The organism is Helicobacter sp. CLO-3, assembly GCF_001854545.1.
GTDB lineage: Bacteria > Campylobacterota > Campylobacteria > Campylobacterales > Helicobacteraceae > Helicobacter_B.
This window is the reverse complement of the sequence record NZ_MLQN01000005.1, coordinates 1-21,441: the sequence shown is the minus strand read 5'-3', so window position 1 is coordinate 21,441 and position 21,441 is coordinate 1. Positions and strand designations below refer to the sequence as shown.

Annotated in this window: 17 protein-coding genes; 6 read left to right on the top strand and 11 right to left on the bottom strand. The window is 45.6% G+C overall.

Going from position 1 to position 21,441, the window contains the following annotated elements; genetic code table 11:
- The first annotated feature begins 510 nt into the window (after positions 1-510).
- The 5 genes from BKN38_RS02335 (at position 511) to BKN38_RS02310 (ending at position 5,711) form a co-directional block, all read left to right on the top strand.
- Entirely contained in the window at positions 511-2,142 is a 1,632-nt protein-coding gene (locus BKN38_RS02335; RefSeq protein WP_070957671.1) for a TonB-dependent receptor, read from the top strand.
- Positions 2,143-2,260: 118 nt separating this feature from the next.
- Positions 2,261-2,935 (top strand): TonB-dependent receptor, encoded by a 675-nt coding sequence (locus BKN38_RS02330; protein ID WP_066455300.1) that lies wholly within the window; start codon positions 2,261-2,263, stop codon positions 2,933-2,935.
- 1,486 nt (positions 2,936-4,421) lie between these two features.
- The gene (locus BKN38_RS11430) at positions 4,422-4,922 is read left to right on the top strand and encodes a GIY-YIG nuclease family protein (RefSeq protein WP_199769850.1); all 501 of its coding nucleotides are present in this window, start codon (positions 4,422-4,424) and stop codon (positions 4,920-4,922) included.
- A gap of 268 nt (positions 4,923-5,190) precedes the next feature.
- A complete protein-coding gene (locus BKN38_RS02315; RefSeq protein WP_066455305.1) occupies positions 5,191-5,421 on the top strand; it encodes a type II toxin-antitoxin system HicA family toxin in 231 nt (76 codons plus the stop codon).
- The gene (locus BKN38_RS02310) at positions 5,418-5,711 is read left to right on the top strand and encodes a type II toxin-antitoxin system HicB family antitoxin (protein ID WP_066455306.1); all 294 of its coding nucleotides are present in this window, start codon (positions 5,418-5,420) and stop codon (positions 5,709-5,711) included. Before BKN38_RS02315 ends, BKN38_RS02310 begins: the two co-directional genes overlap by 4 nt.
- Positions 5,712-6,232: 521 nt before the next feature.
- Here BKN38_RS02310 and BKN38_RS02305 read toward each other — a convergent pair.
- The 11 genes from BKN38_RS02305 to BKN38_RS02255 form a co-directional block, all read right to left on the bottom strand.
- On the bottom strand, positions 6,233-6,481 hold the full coding sequence (locus BKN38_RS02305) for a DUF5408 family protein (RefSeq protein WP_066455308.1): 249 nt from the start codon (positions 6,479-6,481) through the stop codon (positions 6,233-6,235).
- 386 nt (positions 6,482-6,867) lie between these two features.
- A complete protein-coding gene (locus tag BKN38_RS02300) occupies positions 6,868-8,223 on the bottom strand; it encodes an FAD-dependent oxidoreductase (protein WP_066455310.1) in 1,356 nt (451 codons plus the stop codon).
- Positions 8,224-8,528: 305 nt separating this feature from the next.
- Positions 8,529-10,124, bottom strand: coding sequence for an SH3 domain-containing C40 family peptidase (locus BKN38_RS02295; RefSeq protein ID WP_104720794.1), 1,596 nt, complete (start codon positions 10,122-10,124; stop codon positions 8,529-8,531).
- A gap of 44 nt (positions 10,125-10,168) precedes the next feature.
- Positions 10,169-10,534: an arsenate reductase family protein gene (locus tag BKN38_RS02290; RefSeq protein ID WP_066455312.1), complete on the bottom strand. Its 366-nt coding sequence runs from the start codon at positions 10,532-10,534 to the stop codon at positions 10,169-10,171.
- Between the two features lie 65 nt (positions 10,535-10,599).
- On the bottom strand, positions 10,600-11,454 hold the full coding sequence (locus tag BKN38_RS02285; RefSeq protein ID WP_143000181.1) for a low molecular weight protein-tyrosine-phosphatase: 855 nt from the start codon (positions 11,452-11,454) through the stop codon (positions 10,600-10,602).
- A gap of 24 nt (positions 11,455-11,478) precedes the next feature.
- Positions 11,479-12,369, bottom strand: a complete 891-nt coding sequence (locus tag BKN38_RS02280; RefSeq protein ID WP_066455315.1) for a hypothetical protein — start codon at positions 12,367-12,369, stop codon at positions 11,479-11,481.
- 15 nt (positions 12,370-12,384) lie between these two features.
- The gene (locus BKN38_RS02275; protein WP_066455317.1) at positions 12,385-13,767 is read right to left on the bottom strand and encodes an N-acetylmuramoyl-L-alanine amidase; all 1,383 of its coding nucleotides are present in this window, start codon (positions 13,765-13,767) and stop codon (positions 12,385-12,387) included.
- Between the two features lie 3 nt (positions 13,768-13,770).
- A complete protein-coding gene (locus BKN38_RS02270; protein ID WP_066455319.1) occupies positions 13,771-14,859 on the bottom strand; it encodes a nitronate monooxygenase in 1,089 nt (362 codons plus the stop codon).
- A 71-nt stretch (positions 14,860-14,930) separates the two neighbouring features.
- The gene (tyrS, locus tag BKN38_RS02265; protein WP_066455376.1) at positions 14,931-16,115 is read right to left on the bottom strand and encodes a tyrosine--tRNA ligase; all 1,185 of its coding nucleotides are present in this window, start codon (positions 16,113-16,115) and stop codon (positions 14,931-14,933) included.
- Between the two features lie 195 nt (positions 16,116-16,310).
- On the bottom strand, positions 16,311-18,458 hold the full coding sequence (locus BKN38_RS02260) for a bifunctional (p)ppGpp synthetase/guanosine-3',5'-bis(diphosphate) 3'-pyrophosphohydrolase (RefSeq protein WP_070957669.1): 2,148 nt from the start codon (positions 18,456-18,458) through the stop codon (positions 16,311-16,313).
- 61 nt (positions 18,459-18,519) lie between these two features.
- Positions 18,520-18,747 carry a DNA-directed RNA polymerase subunit omega gene (locus tag BKN38_RS02255; protein ID WP_066455324.1) on the bottom strand — a complete coding sequence of 76 codons (228 nt, stop codon included), beginning with the start codon at positions 18,745-18,747 and terminating at the stop codon, positions 18,520-18,522.
- 95 nt (positions 18,748-18,842) lie between these two features.
- On the opposite strand from BKN38_RS02255, the gene BKN38_RS12235 reads away from it, so the two are divergent.
- Positions 18,843-21,281: a CCA tRNA nucleotidyltransferase gene (locus BKN38_RS12235; protein WP_066455327.1), complete on the top strand. Its 2,439-nt coding sequence runs from the start codon at positions 18,843-18,845 to the stop codon at positions 21,279-21,281.
- The last annotated feature ends 160 nt before the right edge of the window (positions 21,282-21,441 follow it).

The following is a 21,441-nucleotide window of genomic DNA, read 5'->3' as shown; positions in this document are numbered from 1 at the left end:
AAAACGCCTTAAAAAGTCCCAGAAGTAATTTCCAGAAAAAACATCAATAAGCGCGCAAGCGCCAAACCTAGATTCTAGCAGATTTGCAAAATTTGCTAGAATCTAAAATCCACAATAATAAAAAATCTTAATCCGTCATTGCGAGGAGCGACCGCAGGGAGCGCGGCAACCCAAACCACAAAATCGTCATTGCGAGGAGCGAAGCGACGAAGCAATCCAAAAAACACAAAATGTGAAGATAATGGATCGCTTCGCTTATTTTTTAGGTTGCTTCGGATTCTGCAAATCCTCGCAATGACAAAAGGCAGAATCTGGATTGCTTTACTCACACTCGCGATGACAAAACCGCTCCACATCGACAAAACCCGCCTGCCAAAAACCAAACCTCAAAGACCCAAACCCAAAAATATAAGCCCTCCACACAAAATCAATATTAATCACCATATTAATCAAACTATAAGCAAATAATAGGAATTATTCCATCATTTTATATCGATAAGGAGTCTTACAATGAAAAACAAAACCTCTCGCAAAAACCGCCAACGATTCGCACCCGCCATCAGCGCGCGCCCGCTAGGTGCTGGACTCATCGGCCTAGCGCTCCTCCAAGCCACGCTCGCCAGCCAGCTTAGCGCCAGCGCACCAGCTAGCACCACCAGCGCGCCAAGCACTAGCGGCTTCACACGCCTAGCCGACACCACAGATACACAAAACGCCGGCACAAATAGCACCACCACCAGCACCCAAAGCACCGGCACCCAAAGCACCGGCGCAAACAACGCCACCACCGCCATCGCCTCCACCGAGCCCCTCCAAGAAGTCACCCTAGACAAAATCACCGCCAAAGCGCGCGGTTTTGACAGCAAGCTAGACGAGCTCAACCGCAATGTCTATATCATCGACAAATCCACCATCGAAAACAAAGGCTTCAAGACCACCGAAGAAGTCTTCGACTACATCCCCTTCGTCGGCAAAAGCAATGTCGGCCTAGGCAGCAACCTCGACCTCCGCGGGCAAGGCGCCTCTAGCAATGTCAATGTCCAAGTCCTGCTAAATGGCACCAACCTCAACATGCTAGATTCCGCACATGGCGTCACCCCGATAAACACCATCGCCCCCACCGACATCGAGCGCATCGAGATTCTGCCCGGTGGCGGCGCGGTAATGTATGGTAATGGCACGCGTGGCGGTGTGATAAACATCATCACCAAAAAGCGCTACGACTCCTTCAGCCCAAGCATAGGCGTCAGCTACAAAGGCACGCCAAGCTCCAAAATCTTTGGCTCCGAAGTCAGCGCAGATGCGCGCGTGGGCGGCAAGCTAGGCAGCAAGCTCTACTACACCCTAAGCGGACGCTACCTCTACAAATACGGCTACCGCGTGGGCGATGAGAGCAACGCAGGAAATGTCGGCGGCAACCTCACCTACGATATCAACGACGCGCAAAGCCTTTCACTCGATGTCAGCTACTTTACCGGGATTACCAATACTTCGCCTAGTCTGCTTTGGTCTATAGGCACTCCTTTTGGCTCTAATAACAATGCTCCTTCACTAGACCGCCGATATAACCAAGGCGAAGGCACGATAAAAATGAAGCAAGACCGCGCCGATGTCGTGCTAACCTATGATGTGAAACTAGCAGAAAACCATAAACTCCAAGCAAAAGCCTTCTATCACTACTTTAAAAGCAAATATCTAACCTATGATGCAGATATGTATTATGCTCAAGGCAATAATTTTATGTGGGTGGATAATTTCAACCAAAATGGCTCATATTTTGCCGACCAAAAGGCGGGCTTACAGCTACGCTATGACTGGAAGCAAGAGAATGGTATCTTTATCGCCGGCTTTGATTCTATATGGAATAAAGGCGATAGGCAAATGAACTTAGGTTATAGATTTCCCACTGGACCAACACAAACAGGGCATGATATTAAAATTAGCCTAAATGCCAATAAATGGAGTAACTCACTCTATGCGATAGAAAAATACCACTTCACAGAAAATTTCTCCCTCACCGGTGGCGCACGCTATGAAAATGCAGCATATTTTGGCGATAGAAACTATACAATAATCCGGGGTAGGCTTCTTTGCTTCATCGCCCAATGGCAATTATTCCCGCCCCACCAAAAGTCTAAATGACAATATCTCAAACTTCGCGCTAGAAATCACCCCTCGCTACCAGTTTGCCAACAACAACGCCGATGTATATTTCAAATACGAGCGCGGATTCCGCTCGCCAAACCCAGATAACCTAACCGTGATAAGCGGAAGTGGTGCAGGTTCTAGATATATAGATAGCAATGTAAAATCTGAATACTACCACACCGCCGAGCTAGGCTCAAAAGCACAGCTAGGCAAACATGTCTTCATCTCTGGGGCGCTTTTCTACACACTCACCGAAAACGAGCTCTATAGCAATGGCTCTGCGCACTCTGGAATGGCTGGGGCAAACTTCGTATATGGCAACTACGACTACACGCAACGCTTTGGCGTGGAGCTTTTCTCCGAGCAGGCATTTTTCGACCGCTCACTGCGTTTTAGCGAAAGCTTCACTTATATAGATTCTAAGATTTTGAAAGGCAATAGAGCGGGCGTAAATGTCGATGGGCGCGCTATCCCCTATGTGGCAAACTACAAAGGCACTATCGGGATAAACTGGGACTTCAGCCGCATGTTTGGCATCTGGACGCAAAACTCATTTGTAGGCAACCAATACGACATGGCTAACAAAAAAATGGATGCCTACATATTGACCGACCTAGGCATAGATGCGCATTTCGGCGACCTAAGCGCGACGCTGGGCGTGAGAAATCTATTTGACACCGCGTATTTTATGTATTACAACTCTAGCGATGCAGACCCAGTGACAGAATACAGCTACCTCTACGCCCCCGGCAGAAGCTTCTTCCTCGACCTCCGCTACGCATTCTAAGACCTCTTGGCACGCAAGATGCTATAGCCCTAGAAACATTCTAAGGCTATAGCGGATTTTTTATAAAATTCTATAAGTAGGCGCGCAGCGCCTCCTTTCGTCATTGCGAGCGGGCTTGCCCGCGAAGCAATCCACCCGCAAGAAATTGCAAAATTTCTTGCAAAAAATAAATAGGCGCGCAAGCGCCTTTCTTCGTCATTGCGAGCCGCGCAACGCGGCGAAGCAATCCATAAAAATCCACAAGGATTTTTACATAAATCAAGATAAAAAGCGCACAAGCGCCTCCTTTCGTCATTGCGAGCGGGCTTGCCCGCGAAGCAAAGCGCAAGCTTCTTTAGTAATCCATAAAAACCGACAAACTACGCGAAATCGTCATTGCGAGGATTCTACGAATCCGAAGCAATCCACCCGCAAGAAATTGCAAAATTTCTTGCAAAAAAATAAGCAGGCGCGCAAGCGCCAGACCTAGATTCTGCTTTTGTAAAAAGCAGAATCCACGCCTTATTAACGCAAAATCTTATTTTTCGTCATTGCGAGCGGGCTTGCCCGCGCGGCAATCCAAACAACACGCTAAAAAGCACCAAAAACAGATTTAAATCTGCGTGCATTTATAGATTGCTTCGTCGCTCCGCTCCTCGCAATGACAGAAAGACAATCAAAGCAGAATCCACGCCTTATATTCCACAAACAAATCTAACCTCAATAATAGACTCATTCAAAAAAACCCAGAATCTAAACTTCATACAACGCAAAAGCTTATTTCTCGTCATTGCGAGCCGCACACGCGGCGAAGCAATCCATAAAACACCCAAAAAGCACAAAAAACAGATTTAATCTGCGTGTATTAATAGATTGCTTCGTCAGCCTTCGGCCTCCTCGCAATGACAAAAAGACATTTTTTATACTGACAATGTGGCCTTCGTCATTGCGAGGATTCTACGAATCCGAAGCAATCCACCAGCAAGAAATTGCAAAATTTCTTGCGAAAATAAATCTAAGGTAAGCGCGTAGCGCCAAACCTAGATTCTGGCTGATTTGCAAAATCTGCCAGAATCCAAAATTTGCAAAAGCAAATTTTCAATAAATCAAATCTTCTCACAAAGCACAAACCCAAATTCTAAATAGATTCTACATTGTAGAATCTATTTAGAATCCACGCCTTATACTCCAACAAACCAAAACCTAGCGCCTCTAGGATTCTAAAATCTTGATTTTGGAATCTAGACTTCGCCTTTCTTCGTCATTGCGAGCAACTTAATTGCGAAGCAATCCATTTATGAGAAATTTATAAATTTCTCATAAAAACAAATAAAGGCGGCGCGCAAGCGCAAACCTAGATTCTGCTAAAAATGCAAGTAGCAAAACACCTTATTTTTATAGATTGCTTCGTCGCTTCACTCCTCGCAATGACAAAAAGACACTTCTCGCGCATCAAATAAACTACCTCACAACTGCACTGCTCGCAGTGACAGAAGGCGGTTTCAGATTGTCAAAACAACTTTTAGGTAAAATAAGCGATTTGGCAACCCATAAAAATGCTAAAATAACCCAAACGCCTGTTTGCTACACCCGCAATGACGATTGGCAGATTCTAGACTATTTGCAGAATCTAAAATATTTTTCACCATTACAAATAAGCCTCGCTAGCCAAAACAAGCCTCGAGTAATCCACAAAAAAGGTGCAAATGTGAAGCAAGCCTACATCTATATGCTTTTTAGCAAGCCAAATGGCACGCTTTATGTGGGCGTCACGAGCGATTTGGCAAAGAGAATATACGAGCACAAAAACAAAGCTGCGGATGGATTTACTAAAAAATATGGCGTGGATAAATTGGGGTATTATGAGGCGTTTGATGATATGGCAAGCGCGATTTTGCGAGAAAAGCAGCTCAAAGGCGGAAACAGGGCGAAGAAAATAGAACTCATCACAAAATCAAACCCCCAATGGAAGGATTTATACGAGGATTTGATATGTGGCGGATTCTAAGGCAAAGTTTTTGGCTAGATGTAGCTTTGGTGGATTTTGTCACTGCTTGATTTTTGTTTTGTAAAATATTTTCATATCTTTATAGATTGCTTCGTCGCTTCGCTCCTCGCAATGACGATTGAAAATCAAAAATTACTTGCAAAATCCAAATCCCATTAACACAAAAAAATCTCAATCTCGCTACAAACAAATTTTTTGGCAAACAAAACATAACTAGCTAGTTTTATTATTTTATAAAGGGTTAAAAACTTTTCGCTATAATGAATTTATGAGTAAAAAAGACAAGCTAGTGCAGAAATTGCAGAATAATCCTAAAAATGTGCGCCTAAAAACATTGCAGAAATTGCTTGAGGGTGCGGGCTATAAAAGATATGATAGTGGCTCATCTCATGTTGTCTTTAGGAAGGATGGGTGCGATATTATCACTATCCCTTTCAAGCGCCCCATAAAGCCCATTTATGTAAATCTTGTTTTAGAGGCACTAAAGGAGCAAAAATGAAAAAAAAGCTTTCGTATTATCTAAATCTGCCTTATGAGCTTAGAGTTCGCGCGCTAAATCAAAGCGAGGGCGGCGGCTATCTTGCGTGGTATAAAGACTTCCCTTATATCGTGGGCGATGGCAAAAGCGAGCATAAAGCCATAAAAGACGCGCAAAAAGCATTTCGCGCGAGTCTAAAAGTTATGCTTAAAGAAAAAGACTTCATAAAAGAGCCAAGCGCTTCGAGGGCGCCTAGCACGCGCGATGCTGATGATGCCAGTGCGCCTTTAGCAGCTAAAACAATGGCTTAAGATTTTTGCCCTGTTTTTTTGGATGAAGAATTAACTTTTTTGAAAGCGATAAATAAAATTGCTTACAAGCGGATTTTGCCCACAAAACAAAAGTGCTAGTTTTTAGTATCCATCCAAAAAACACAGAATCTGGCAAAAATTAGATTCCACTATAAAAATATAAATAGAAAAACGCATTTTTTATAGATTGCTTCGTCGGCTACGCCTCCTCGCAATGACGGTCGCAAAATTATGAATTACCCGCAGAATCCATGCCTTACACGCCAAAAAGCAAAAACCCAAACATCAAAAACTGCGAGTGTGGGTAAAAACCTGCGCTATAATTTATTAAGCAAATTGGTGGTGGCAAAAGCACTTATCAATATCTTTATCTTTTGCCTTACTAAGCAAAACAAAAGATAAAATACTACCCAACAAAAATAAAGAAAACAAAATAATCTCAAAAATATCTATGCGTTTTCTTTTGCGCAATCATTTATGGTTAATTTTGAGGCTTATCCCGCTTGCTAAATAATATAATACTATTCAGAGCTTGGATTGGGATTTAGTCTGATATCTAGTGCGGTGTCTTTTAGGATGCCTTGTTTTTGGAGGACTTGTTTTATGGCGTTTAGCTCGCGGCTCATTTGCGCGGTGGCGGTGATTTGGGTTAGCATGATGTAGATATTTATCATAAGCAGCACGACAGAGACCATGCCGATAAATATCACTATTTTCATCGCGCGTCTAGCCACGCCAAGCGATAAATCTGTGCCTTCTTCGTTTTTCATTTTTGCCCTTTCGTTTTTTGTATTTGCTTTCTATATTTGCCGCCGCGCACCGGAGCGCCAAAAGTGCTTGCCAAATGCGCCAAAAGCTAGAATCTAAAATAAAATAGATTCCAAAAGCTTAAAAACCAAATCGCAGAATCTAGAATCTCAAAAAAGCTAAAGAAGCTAAATTAGATTCTGCAAGCTAGCCACATAAAAACCAAAAATCTAACCAAACCCTCGCGCCGCAAGATATTTGGATTTTGAGATTCTGGGACTCTAAGCTTTTGGATTCCAAGATTTTTAGATTCTAAGAACTTTTAAATTCCAAGACTCCAAGATTCTAGGACGCCAAGATCCCAAGATTCTAGGACGCCAAAATTCCAAACACCCCAAATCCAAACCCTCTACCCCTCCAGCTCTTCAGGCGAAAGATCGCGCAAAAAGCGCTCTTTGTCAAACTTAGCATTAAGATACGCGCTGATTTCTTGCGCATCGACAAAGGCATTTTGCAGACAGCTTGTCGCACCGGGTGAAGGCGTCATATTAAAGGTGATGCCTTTATTTGTCACGATTTTTTTCTCGCCAAGCTCTAGCTTTTTTTGCGTCCTATCCACGACTTGTGGGCGCACCTCGCCATAGCCCTGCGCGTATTCTATGTCGCTGATTTTTAGCGATGGGATGAGCTTTTGCGCATCTTTCAAGAAAAGCCGCCTGCCAAAATACGGCAGCTCAAAAATCACATTTTTAAACACATACGAGCGGATTTCATGATCTTTCAGCAAGTCAAACAGCACGCCAAAAATCTCCCTATGAAAATCCACCTTCACAAGATCCGTGCTTATCCCGCTATACCAGTGCTTGCCGCGCTCTAGCTTTGGCATCGCGATCGCTGTGGGTCCTATGCGCGTCCTGCCAGATGAGCTGATGTCTGGGTCGCCATGCACCGCGGCAAATGGCAGCTTTGGATTCTGCACCATATACACCTTGCCTTTTAGCAAATCCGGCACGAAGTAAAAACTCCCAGCGATAGGCAAGCAGCCAAGATTTAGCCCATAGCCCATGGATTGCGCTAGCACGAGCGAGTATGAGCCAGCATTTACCAGCACAAACTTCGCGCTTATCGCCTCGCCACTTCGAGAAATGAGATAGTAGCCATCATCATTGCGCTTGATTTCTTTTACCCAGAAGTTTAGGAAAACTTTGTTTTGTGGATTGTTTTGCTGTGCACGCTCGGCGAAATCCTTACTCAAAAGCTCAAAATTCATCGCACACCACGCTTCTCTATACCCAGAGCCCACGACATTTTCTGGGCGATCGCTTTTGCCATCGCTTCCTAGTATCACGCTAGGCTCGATTTGCTTTATCGTCTCTTTGTCAAAAAGCTCCATATCCGGGAAAACTTCCAAAAACTCCTCGTGTCGCGCGCGCATAAACTCGCATTCTTTATCGCCCACGCCGATAGCCATTTTTTGCGTTTTAAATATGACTTTGTTTTGCAGCTCATGCTTTAGCGCGTAGTTTTTCACCTTTTGCGCGGAAAGTTTTACTTTTTTTGCCTTTTGTGAAGTGTAGTTTGTCTCGATAGAGCCATCATGTATGGTTTGAGAATTCGCCCGCACATTTGAGCTAATCATCGCCAAATCAGCGCATTTATCGACAATCGCGATACTTTTGATATCGGTATATTCGCTAAGCGTCCAAAACAGCGCGCACCCAGAAACGCCCCCGCCCACTATCACCACATCAAAACTCTTATCCATTGCTTACTCTCCTTGCTTGGATTGCAGAATCTAATATGCCTAAACCTATCCAAAGCATTATCTTTATAATGTCTGCGTATTTGAGTGGCTTCTGTCCTTCAAATGGCGCACGATTGGCATATCCCAAACCATTGGTAATGAAAAACAGCACAAATTATAATATGAAAGTTGTTAATTTTTTTTTAACTTTTTAAATAAAGGTGCAAATATGCAGAACGACACAATAAGCTTTTGCGCCACCTGCAACCGCCAACGCTTCCAAACGCTAGAATCTAATCGCAGAATCTATACTTTATAAATGCTCTCTATGGCACAATCGGCTCAAAAAGATTAGAGATACCCTCTATCTTATCTATCAAAAGCGTGCGCGAAAATGCGCCACTATGCTCCTTGCCCGCATACAGACTTGTTATCACCACGCCGCCAAGCATATTTTTGTATTTTTTCCCCATGCTAGAAGTTTTCACACTCCACGCACTATGCGCCACCATCGCGCGCCCGCCATACTCGCCGATATAAAGCATGATATGCCCCTTTTGCCACAGCACACTGCCAAAAGGCGTGCCATTTTCGATGATATAGCGCTCTTTTTTCTTGCGCGAAAGCTTGCTGATATCTACCATATTTTTGGCATAAATCGCTTGTGATTTGGAGTTGCGCGGCAAATAAAGTCCAAAATTGGCAAACACATCGCGCACAAACGCCGAGCAGTCGCGATTCTCTAGATACCCGCCCCAGCCGTATTTATCGCCCATCATCGTATTTATGATAGTAGCCACGCTTGCATGGCTAAACGCACGCGGAAAAAGCGCGAAATCCTCGTGCTTAGCGCGCGCTTTTGTGATATGCGCTCTGCCATTTTCATCGCGCTTTGCTACAAAGACTAGATAGCCCTTTTTATCCTCTGCCACTATGCCAAAAATCTGCCCCATGCGCGCGAGTGTTACAAATCTACTATTTTGATCTTTGCCATTTTCATCTTTGCCACTTTCATCATAAAGCGCGATTTTGTCACGCAAAGGCAGTATGTAGCGTTTGGGCGACATGAGCTTTTTGATATCTGCTTGGCTGACGCTTGCTAGATGTTGCGTTTTTACCCATCCATAGACAAATCCTGATTGGATATGCGCCCATTGCTTGCTCGTGTCAAAATGCGTGATAAGCACTGGCGTATTGGCAAAAATAAGCGAGTTTTGCCACTGATCGAAGGGATAATCATCCGCCTTGTCAAATCGCGGCAGATCGCTTGGCACCGCACGCACTGCGCTAGATTCTGTGATGATGGCCTTTTGGTTGGCGTTTGGATAGGCGCTGGTATTCATCTTTTCCCAAATCGCGCGCGTAGAATCCAGCGAGTTTGGCAGCAGATTCTCGCCAAAGCCGGGCACTTTTAGCAGCGAGCCTCTCACCCAAAAAACGCTTTGGGTGTCTTTGTTGATTGGCATATTTACCCATGGCGAGAAATGATGACGCAAATAAGCCTTAGCTAGGGGCTCTTGTGTGAAGGCTTTGGCGGGGGCTAGTTTGGGGGCGGTGTTTGGCGCGGTTGCGTTGCTTGTCTTGCTTGAAGTGGATTCTGGCACGAAGGCTAGCGCATCTTGGGTGTAGATGCTTAGATCTTTTGCCACTTTGGTGTGAAATTTTGCATTTTTTTTACTACAGCCTTGCGTGAAAATCGCTAGCAAAATAGCCGCGAGTATCATCACCACAAGCGGCGCAAACGCACTCAAAGCGCGCGATTTGGATTCCATATTTTTAGATTCTTGAATTTTAGATTCTGCGCTTTTAGATTTTACGATTTTAGATTCTTGATTTTTGGCTTGATATTTGAGCGCGTGTTTTTTGGCGCGCTCGCGATTTTTGGATTCTGGCAAATTTTTAGATTCTGATATTTGATACATTTTATACTCTATATTTTATTTCGCCAAACGCCTTAAGCCAGCACTTACTTGCCAAAAGCCTCGCTATAGCACGCCTCATCAAACCCCACCAAATAGCGCACATGAGAATCCGCAGCATCCACTATCTCAATCACTGGGCGCTTGATAAGCATGGGATGTGCTAGCATAGATTCTAGCTTGGCGCTGTCATCAAGACTTTGCTGGCTAAGCCCTAGCGTGCGATAAGTCGTGCCTTTGGTGTTAAAAAGGCTTTTGATACCAAGCGCATCCGCCCAGCGTTTCAGCCTAGCAGAATCTGGCGGCGTGGTTTTAAAATCCACAAACTCATATTTAAGCCCTCTGGATTCTAGGTAGCTAAACGCCTTTTTGACGCTGCCGCAGGCTTTGATCCCATAGACGATGATTTTCATAGATGCTCCTTTTTGTAATTTTTGTGTTTTGCAAATTTTTGCTTTGCAAATGTTTGTTTGGTGTTTTAGCGCGGATTTTGCGCGCCTTGCGAAATAGTGCTTTGTGTGATGATGCCCTGCGCGATAGATTCTAGCATGATGGTGATGCCATTTTCTAGCATATTATACACCTTATCAAACCCGCTAGCACCGCCATAATAAGGATCTGGCACCACCGCGCCACCCAGCCCAAAATCACCCAAAAGCACCGCGCGCTCGCCAAAGCCAAGCTGGCGCAGCGCGGCTAGGTTTTGCATATCCATCGCCACAAACAAATCAATATCCGCGTGCGCATACACGCTCACTTGCTTGCTCGTATAGCGCGAAATATCGATGCCATGCTTTTTTGCGGTGGCGATAGAGCGCGCATCGATGATGTCGCCATTGTGAAAGCCAGAAGTCCCAGCGGATGAGAAATGCAAGTTTGCGCGCATAAAGTTAGCGAGCTGCTTGGTGATTTGCGCGGCGGTTTGCGTCGTGGCTTGTGTGGTGGCTTGCATATTTTGCGCGCTGTTTTGGATGACATTTTGCACGATAGATTCTAGTTTGCTTTGGCAAAGATGCTTAGCGATGCCCTCTGCCAAGGGCGAGCGACAGATATTACCTAGACAAACAAATGAGATAAAAGCGCCAGAATCTGCATTGTGAGAATCTAGCGTTTTCAAATCCGCGCGAGAATCCAAAATGCGAGAATCCAAAACGCCAGAATCTGCTCCGCTAGATTCTGCTATTTTACGACAAAGCGGCGTCAAACGCGCCCGCGTGGATTCTGAAATTTTGGCAGATGCTGTGATATTAGCAGATTTTGCGATGTTGCTAGATTCTGCGATTTTGGCAGAATCTATAGCGGGTTTTTTGTTGTTAGATTCTAGTTTTTCCATAGATTCTAGCCCTTTCAAGTCCTGCTATATCCCACTAGCGCGCTTTTTGGGCGCCTTGGCAAATAGCTCTTTTATCCCGCTTGGCTTGATATCGCCCTCCAGCGAAGCCACCATCCACTCACCACACCACGCCATGATTCCGATGATGATAAATATCGTGCGCGTATTGACATAATCGGCTTGCGAGATGATTTTAGAACAAAATGAAAAAATCAAAATCCCAATCACCAGCCACAATAAATTAGCGTATTCATAGAATCCAAACTGCTCTTTGCGCCGATACAGCGTAACCACCACCAGCGCAAATCCCACATAAAACAGCCACAAATCCACATAAAGCAGCGGGCTAGACTTGTCATAATAAGGCTGTATCGCATAGGCAAAAAGCAAGAAAAGCGCGGTGTTAATGCTTGGTTTATACGCATTTAGCCACTCGCCCCATTTGTTGAAGACATTGAGCTGGATTTTGAGCGCTGGCAGCACCAAAGGCAGCAAAATAAAAAACACATACACCACCAAATATACGCAAATATCGACGATTTTCCACAAAAGCACCCCGCCGATACTATCGCTAAACGCATACACGATATCATCGACCTTGTCTTGCATCTGCCCATGGATGATGCGAAGCACAAGCGCCACAATCGCACAAAGCGCTATTAAAATAGCCGCGACTTGCTCGGTGGTATTGCCTCTTTTTAGCTTTTTGGAGCGGATGATAAAAAGCACGCACATGAGTGCAAACACGCCAAGCAAAAGATTGCTAGCAAAATCATAAGCCCTATGCGGATAAGAAAATACCAAAAAAAGCTGCGAAAAAGTATCGCTAAGGCTAGAAACAATCAATGACAAAAACACAAACACCACAAAAAAGAAAAAAATGGATGAGAAAATAATCTTGCTAGATATACGCATAAACTTTCCTAATATCTAAAAATTTTTAACCACAAAGCCATCGATTCCATCAGCGATGCCTATCGCGAGGGATTTTTGATAGGCAGCGTCATTGAGGCGTGGTGCTTCTATCGGGCTAGAATTATACCCTATTTCTATCAAAACAGAAGGCATTAACGCACCAGCTAGCACCCAAAATGGCCCCTCCCTCACGCCGCCATCGGTTATGCCTTGATAATCGCGGCGCAGCTGCTTTAGGATGCTGTATTGTATATCAATAGCGAGTTTATTGGAAGCTAGCAGGCGGTGGGAGTTTAGCGAGTTTAGGAATGTTTGCTTGGAGAAAAAGTTCATAATCTCTATATCATCTTTGTTTTCTTGCTCGGCGACATCGCGCGCGCGGTCACTTCTAGCGGTGGAGAGGAAGTAGGTTTCGACACCTTTTGGCGATTTTTTGGCGGTTTGTGGGACAGAGTTTGCGTGTATGGAGACAAAAAGATCGGCATTTTTGGCATTGGCAAAGTCGGTGCGCTCTTTTAGGTTTAGATACACATCGCTATCGCGCGTCATATAGGTGACATAGCCGCGTTTTTTTAGTTCTTTGTTGAGGTTTTGCGCGACTTTTAGGACGATGTTTTTTTCGCAAACTTTATTTACGCCCAAAGTCCCGCAGTCTTTGCCACCATGCCCCGGGTCTATCACGACTTTGTAGCCTTTTTTACTTTTGGTGGGTTTTACTTGGGGCATGTCTGAAGGGATGTTGTGCCTTATGGTTGGCGCTGGGGCAGGCGCTGGCTTTTGTGGTGTGGGCTTTTGCGCGGGCGTTTGTGTGGGTGTAGGTTTGGCTGGTGCAGGTTTTGCTGGAGTTTGTTTGGCAGGCTGTTTAGAATCCGCTGGCTTAGATGCAGGCTTAGAATCTGTAGGTTTTGTGGTAGCTGGTTTAGAATCTGCTGGCTTTGCAGGCGCAGTTGTGGGTTTGCTAGATTCTGGTTTAGCGGGCGTTTGGGTGGTTTGTGTGGCTTGCGTCTTTTGCGTAGTTTGTGTGTTTTGCGCGGATTTAGATTCTGGAATCTTATCTAGAAAAGAGATATAGAGATTTTTCCCCACTGCGCGGATTTGATAGGCAGAAAAGTTACCATTGCTTAGCACCATGCGCACGACTTGTGGCGTGTTTTGCGCGATAGTGATTTGCGCGTTGTTTGGGAAATAATATATCTTTTTGCCATTATCTAGTATCGCTTTGGTATCGATATACACGGAGTTATTAGAGATTTTGACAGGATTTAGCGTGAGGTTTTCGATATCTTGGGAAAAGGTGATTTTTAGGCTACTCACGCCAAAAGCAATGCTTTGCGTGATATGCAGGGATTCTGCCTTGAGGGTTAGCGCGCAAAGCAAACATAGCAGAATCCGCCACACCCACTATCCTTGCGCTAGTTCTTGTATGAGTTCTTTCACACTTACGATTTTTTTGACTCGATAGCCATTTGCGCCGCTGAAAAATAGCCCCTCGCGCTCATCGCCCAAATGCCCTTTGCCAAGGCTATCAGCTATGCAATATCCCACCTTTTTGGCTTCCACGCCTCTATGGCAAGGCGCTACGCAGTTGCTGACACACTGCACTTTTGGCGCATTGCCCTCTTCTAGTCGCGCGATGACGCCCACTTTTAGCGCGCGCGCTGGGTAGCCCACAGGCGATTTGATAAGCTCGATGTCTTCTTTATTGATATGTGGCAAAATCTTTTGATACGCCTTCGCATCGCATTCATAAGTGCCTAAAAAGCGCGTCCCCATCTGCACACCACTAGCCCCAAGTGATATAAAGCGGTCTATATCTGTCCTATCCCAGACTCCACCCGCGGCGATTATAGGGATACCGCCCCATTCTTTGGCTTCTTTGGCGACTTCTGGGACGATGCTTTCTAGCTGAAATTCTGGCTTGAAGCAGTCTTCGTATTTAAACCCTTGATGCCCGCCACTTAGCGGTCCTTCTACCACGATAGCATCTGGCACGCGCTTATAGCGCTCCTCCCAGCGCTTGCAAATGATACGCAATGCTTTGGCAGATGAGACGATGGGGATGAGTGCGACATCGGGGAAGTTTTTGGTAAATTCTGGCATATTTGTAGGCAGTCCGGCACCCGTGATTATGAGATTTGCGCCCGCTTCGCACGCATCGCGCACCACGCGCCCATAGTCATTTATCGCATGCAGGATATTTACGCCAAGCGGGCTATTTCCGCAGATTTTGCGCGCGTTTTTGAATATCTCATTGAGCGCGGTTTTGGAATAAAAATTTATCGTTTCAAATGGCTTATGTTTGACTAGCTTTTCTACAAATTGCATATGCTTATAATACCCTGTGCCAACCGCTGAAATAATGCCTAGCGCGCCTTCTTTAGAGACATTGCCAGCTAGCTCATCCCAGCTTATCCCCACTCCCATTCCACCTTGAAAAATGGGGATTTTTATCGTGTGTTTGCCTATCTTTAAGGGCTGTAATGTTGTCATAAAGTCCATGTCCTACCTACTTGCCTATGATGATTGCTTGCGATGATTATTCGCAATGATTATTTACATGTTTAAATGATGATGGCTTTCAAAAATCGGCGCTTGCCTATTTGTATGATATGCTCGCCAGAATCTAGTTTTAGATTCTCATCGGTCATTTTTTCTCCATTGATACGAAGTGCGCCAGATGCGATGTCTCGGCGCGCTTGCGAAGTTGAAGGACAAAGCCCGCCTTCACACAATGCCTTGCAAATCCAGATTCCGCGCTCAAACTCAAAGCTTTTGATATCGCTTGGAATCTCATTTTTGCCAAACACATTGTCAAACTCCGCTTTTGCCGCATCCGCTTGCTCTTTGCTATGATAGCGCGTGGTGATTTCTAGCGCTAGCTGTTCTTTGGCAGCTTTTGGATGAAGCGCGCCAGAATCCACGCTCTGCCTTAGGCTCTCTATCTCGCTTAGAGGCTTTGCGCTTAGCAATTCATAATATCTCCACATCAAAGAATCCGAGATGCTTAGTATTTTAGCATACATTGTGTTAGGATTTTCTGTAACGCCGATATAATTTCCTAGCGATTTACTCATTTTATGGACGCCATCTAGCCCTTCTAGCAGTGGCACAGTAAGCACGCTTTGCTCCTTATCTGGCCCATAAGCGCGCTGCAAACTGCGTCCCACAAGCAGATTAAACTTCTGATCATTCCCGCCTAGCTCGATGTCACATTTTAGCGCGACAGAATCATATCCTTGCAAAAGCGGGTATAAAAACTCGATGATGCTAATAGGTAGATTCTCTTTGTAGCGTTTGGCAAAATCATCGCGCTCTAGCATCCTAGCCACAGAAAAGCGCGAAGAAAGATCCACTAGCCCGCCCATACCAAGCGCGCTAATCCACTCGGAGTTGAAACAAACTTGCGTGTATTTGGGATCTAGAATCTTAAACACCTGCGCTTCATAAGTTTTGGCATTTTCTAGCACTTCTTCTTTGCTAAGCTGTTTTCTCGTCTGTGATTTTCCGCTAGGATCGCCGATAGTCGCGGTAAAATCGCCAATGACAAACTTCACATCCCCACCATATCGCTGAAAAGTCGCTAGCTTTTGGATAAGCACAGTATGCCCTAGGTGCAAATCTGGCGCGGTAGGATCAAACCCAGCTTTTACGATGAAGCGCTCACCTGTAGCAAAATATCGCGCCACAAGCGAAGTGATGTATTCCTCGCCGATAAACTCGCTTATCCCGCGGTTTAGCTCGCGCATGGCTTCTAGCACTTGTGGTGTGTGGGGGTGCTGTGCTGTTTGTGCGCTGGTGGTTTGCGCGCTGGTATTTTGCGCGCCTGTCGCGGATTTGGATTCTGGCGCGACATTATTTTGTGCGTTTGTAGATTCTAGTGTGTTTTTAGATTCTGACATTTTTTTATCCTTTATTATCTGCCTTGTTTAGATTCTCGTAGCTTAGCCATTTTGATACGCATCCTTGAAATTTGAAAATTCAACGATGGCAAATTTATTCATAAGCGTATCTTTTATGCTTTTTTGCTTTTTGTCCGTGTCAAAAATCACCTCACAATACGAAGCCGCCGTGCTTGTGCCTTGCCCTGAATAGCTGATGCCTATGACATTGCAATTCTCTTTTGCTAGCACATTGAGGAAGGCTGCTAGCGTGCCCTTTTTGTCCTCTAGTGAGACGATGACTTTATAGGTGCTTTTTTGCATTTGCGCCCATTTGACAAACACCATCGGCGCGCCATTTTTTATTGACTCGCTTAGTTTGTCGCAGAGTTTGTGGTGGATTATCGCTTTTTGGTTGGTAAGTATTGCCATCATAGAATCCCCATATTTGGGGCGACAGCAATAATCAAACGCCACGCCATTTATCGTGCGGTTGGATAAAAATACGAAGTTTTCTATGCGTATTTGCTTGGGCGCTAAGACATTGAAGCGGAATCTCGTCAGCCAATTGCCAGTTTTAAAGCTTTGCGTGATTTGCGCGTATCGCTCTTGTAGATGCCGCTCATCGCTTACGCATTTGGCAAGCTCGCTATCAAGCCCGCGCATAGATAAATAGCGCGCAAATATCGCAGAATCCTTGCCAAAAATCGTCGCTAGGATATTGATAGCCGCCTTTTTTTCTATCTCTTTTATGCGGTTTTGGGATTGGATTTTGAGGTGGTTTTTGGCACGCGAAGTTTTCACCATATCTATCCAAGTGTATTTTGGATTCTCGTTTTTATCGGTCTCTATACGCACGATATCGCCGCTTTTTAGCGTTTGCAAGAGCGATGATTTTTTGTTGTTTATATACGCACTTTTGGCATGATCGCCTAGCTCGCTATGTATGAGATAGGCAAAATCCAGCGCCACCGCGCCCGCTGGCAAGCTAAAAGTATCGCCATTAGGTGAAAACACCACAATATCCTCGCGATATAAGTCATTTTTGGCGAGTTCATAAAACTCTTCGATATTGTTATTTTGGTATTGCAGATTTTTAAGCCAATCAAGGCTAGGAGCGATCGCGCCATCGCTTTTATATTTCCAGTGCGCCGCCACGCCAAACTCCGCGTTTTTATGCATATCAAAGGTGCGGATCTGCACCTCAAACACGCGCGAGTGATCAAAAATCGTCGTGTGTATCGTCTGATAGGCGTTTTCTTTTGGCAGGGCTACATAGTCTTTAAATCGCGAGATGATAGGCTTATATGCTAGATGCACGAGCCCTAGCACCTTGTAGCAATCAAGCGTATTTTCCACCAGCACCCTAACCGCTAGCAAATCCAAAATCTCATCTATCCCCACGCCTTTGCGCTGCATTTTTAGGTATATAGAGTATGGGCGCTTGATTCTGCTCTCAACCTTGAAGCTAGATTCTACGAAGCCATTTTTTAGCAAAAGCTCTTGGATTTTGCGCGAAAAGTCGTTTAGCTGGAGTGAAAGCGGCTGGTTGTTGTTTTTTAGAAAATCTTGGATTCTGTGGTATTCTTGCGGAAAAATATAATAAAAGCTTTTGTCCTCTAGCTCGTTTTTGATGCTAGAGATGCCAAGCCTATGGGCTATGGGCGCATACACGACTAGCGTTTCTTTGGCGATGCGCTGTCGTTTGTCATCGCGCAAACCTTCAAGGGTTAGCATATTATGCAGTCTATCGCTGATTTTTATCACAAGCACGCGCGGGTCATTTACTGCTGTGATTAGCATTTTGCGAAAAGTTAGCGCAGCTACTGCCATGCGCTGGTTGGTGGTTTTCTCGCCTAGCTCTTCTTCTCGTATCTCATCGATTTTGGTAAGCCCATCTACAAGCTGGGATACCGACTCGCCAAAATCCACGCTTACATTCTCAAGGCTAATATCCGTATCTTCCACGACATCATGCAACAATGCCGCGCAAATCATCGCCTCATCGCCACCATAAAACGCCACCAAGCACGCCACACACATCGGATGCACGATATATGGCTCGCCGGTTTTGCGAAACTGCCCTTCATGGCTTTTCTGCGCGCAGACTATCGCGCGCTCGATGCTTGGCGTGATCTCACACAATGACGCCAAAAACGCTTTGGCATGTGAGAATGTTTTTAGATTCTGGATTTGTGTAAAGACTTCCAAATCAACTCCCCTGCGCGCATGCTAAATTAGCCCTTGTAATTTTCTAGCGCTTAGCGATTATTTACGCATTTTCTGCATCGATCCTATCTAGCAAAAGCTTGCCTTCTGCAATCTCGCGCATAGCGATGTCTGCTAGCTTTTCTACTTTGGGATTGGCATCGATGAGCACTTTTGCGCCATTATTTAGCTGTTTGACGCGCTTAAAGATGATGTTTGAAAGCACATATCTATCGTTATTTACTTGCTCTAGGGCTTTTGCGGCGATTTGTTCGACTCTACTAGATTTCATATCTGCTCCTTTTGGTAATAAAAAAGTGTTTATTGTATAATAAAACTCCTTATAGCTTCATAAGTATAAACGATATTGGATTTTGAAGGGATAATATGAAACAGGATAAGCCTTTGGTGGTGGAATCTGGGCGAGAATCTAGATTGGATTCTGCGCCGATAAAGTCGCGCGAGTTGGATTCTGGATTGGATTCTGCTCGAGATTCTGGCGATTTGAAAGCCGCGATAAATTTGCCTCCTTTTATACGATTTGCCATAGAAATCCTAGAATCTAGCGGGTTTGAAGCCTTTGTCGTGGGCGGGTGCGTGCGCGATAGTCTGCTAGGCATCACGCCAAAAGACTGGGATATCACCACCGACGCCACGCCTGAAAAAATCGCGCTAGCCTTTAGCAAATATGAGTGCAAAGCCCTAAATATCGGCGAAAAATTTGGGACCATAGGCGTGCTGATAAAAGAGGAAAATACGCATTTTGTGGAGTGGCAAGAGAAAAGGCAAAAGAAGTGGTGCGCGAAAGAGTGTGAAATATTGGCGGGGCGCGAGAATCTAGAGGGCGAGAAAATATTAGCCGAGCGTGAGAATCTAAAAAACGAAAATGTGGAAATTGAAAATGCGGAGAGCGAAAATCTAGATTCTGCATATCACCCGCACTCGCACGACAAACAGCCACAAAATCGCCAGCAAAAACATCACCAAAAAACACATTGTCAAAAAACACATTGTCAAAAAATATATTGTATAGAAATCACCACCTATCGCCACGACACCGCCTACAAAGACCACCGCCACCCAGAAAGCGTGCGCTTTTGCCAAAGCTTGGTGGAGGATTTGTCGCGCAGGGATTTTACCTGCAATGCGCTGGCGTATAGCCCGCATTTGGATTCTGCGGATTCTGGCGCAAATGTGGATTCTGACGCGCTTTTGGATTCTAGCGCGCAGAATCTAGCCTATAAAAAATCATTTGGCAAAAACATCGCCGCCAAATACGGCAATATCGTGCGTGGCGGGATCTGCGATGCCTTTGGTGGCGTGGATGATATGCGCGCCCAAATCCTACGCTGCGTGGGCGATGCGCGCCAGCGATTTGATGAGGATGCGCTGCGGATTCTGCGCGCGCTGCGATTTAGCGCGACGCTTGGCTTTACTATCGAGCCGCGCACGAGGGATGCGCTGCTGCAACGCGCGCCAAAGCTAGCGCACATCAGCCTTGAGCGCAAAAGCAATGAATGGCTAAAAACCCTGCGCGCGCCGCATGCGCGAGGCGTGATAAGCGAATATTTGCGCGTGTGGGCGGTGGTGTTTGCGCCTTTTGAAAGCGAGATTTTGCTTTTGGCGCGCGGCGGGGAATCTATGCACGAAGCGGATTCTAAATGCGAAACAGAATCTAAATGTGAAGCGGAATCTAAAAGTGGCGCAGATTCTGCGGATAAAATGGATTCTAGTCTAGAATCTACTCTAGATTCTGCGCGCGCGATATATGCGCGATTTTGTAGGCATTTGGCGCTTTTGGATGATGTGGATTCTGCGCTTTATATGCTTCAAACGCGCGAGGTGCGCGAGATAGGCAACGCGCCAGAATCCGCCAAATCGCCCCAATCCAAAGCCAAGCCCCAAGCGCCGAAAAACCCAGAATCTAGCGGTTTAGATTCTGATGCGCTAGATTCTATTTTGCGCCTTTGTGTGTGGTTTTTCGCACTAAGCAAGGCGACTCGCGCGATAAACGCACCAAAACTAGATTCTAACCCAGAATCTGCCCTGCGCGCAAAATCCACACCAGAATCTAGCACCAAACCCACCTCGCGCGCAAACGCTTTGCCAGCAGAATCCGCTACACAATCAGAATCTGATTTTTTACAAAAATCCACGCTAAAATCTTTTTTGCCAACAAAATCCACTGGGCCCGCGCCCCAATCTTCACAAGCAGAATCCGCCACCAACAAAGCGCGCGCGATTTTGGATTCTGGCGCAAAATCTGTCTTGTCACTAGAATCCGCCACGCGCGCAGAATCCACAAACACCACCGCGAAACCCGCCACAAATCCCACCCAGAACCCCTCTCAAAAGCCCGCCCCGCAGCGCGCAGATATGGCGCAAATCACGCAATCTTTGGGGCTTTTGCGACTTAGCAAGGCAATGACACAAACTTGCCTATTTTTGCTCGAGCGCGCGCATATACCGCTCGCCAGCCACGCGCCGGAGCTAAAAATATGGGCTAGGGATTTTGGCATCGCGCGCGCTAGGATTTTGCTAGCATTTTTGTGGCTAACTCGTCCGAGCGAGCGGGGCGACATCGCGCGCGCAAAAGAGCTGCTAGAGCCCATATCTGCGCAGTGCTACAGCCTAGGCGCACTCGCGATAAATGGCAACGACATCAAACGCCTAGCGCTCGAAATAGGCGCAAACATCAGCGGCAAAGAAGTGGGCGGCATCCTAGAGAAACTCCTAGAATCCGTGATAAACGACGAACTGCCAAACACCAAAACAGCGCTACAAACCCACGCAAAAATCCACATAAAACAACAAAAATTATGCTAAAATCACGCGTTTTGCAGAATTCAAAATTGTCATTGCGAGGAGCAAAGCGACGAAGCAAACCATAAAAATCCGCAAGGATTTTTTAATCAAATCAAATCTTCGCGCGAAGCGCGGCACCTTGAAGGTGTCGTCGGGGGTTTGGGGGTGCAGGGGGATAAGG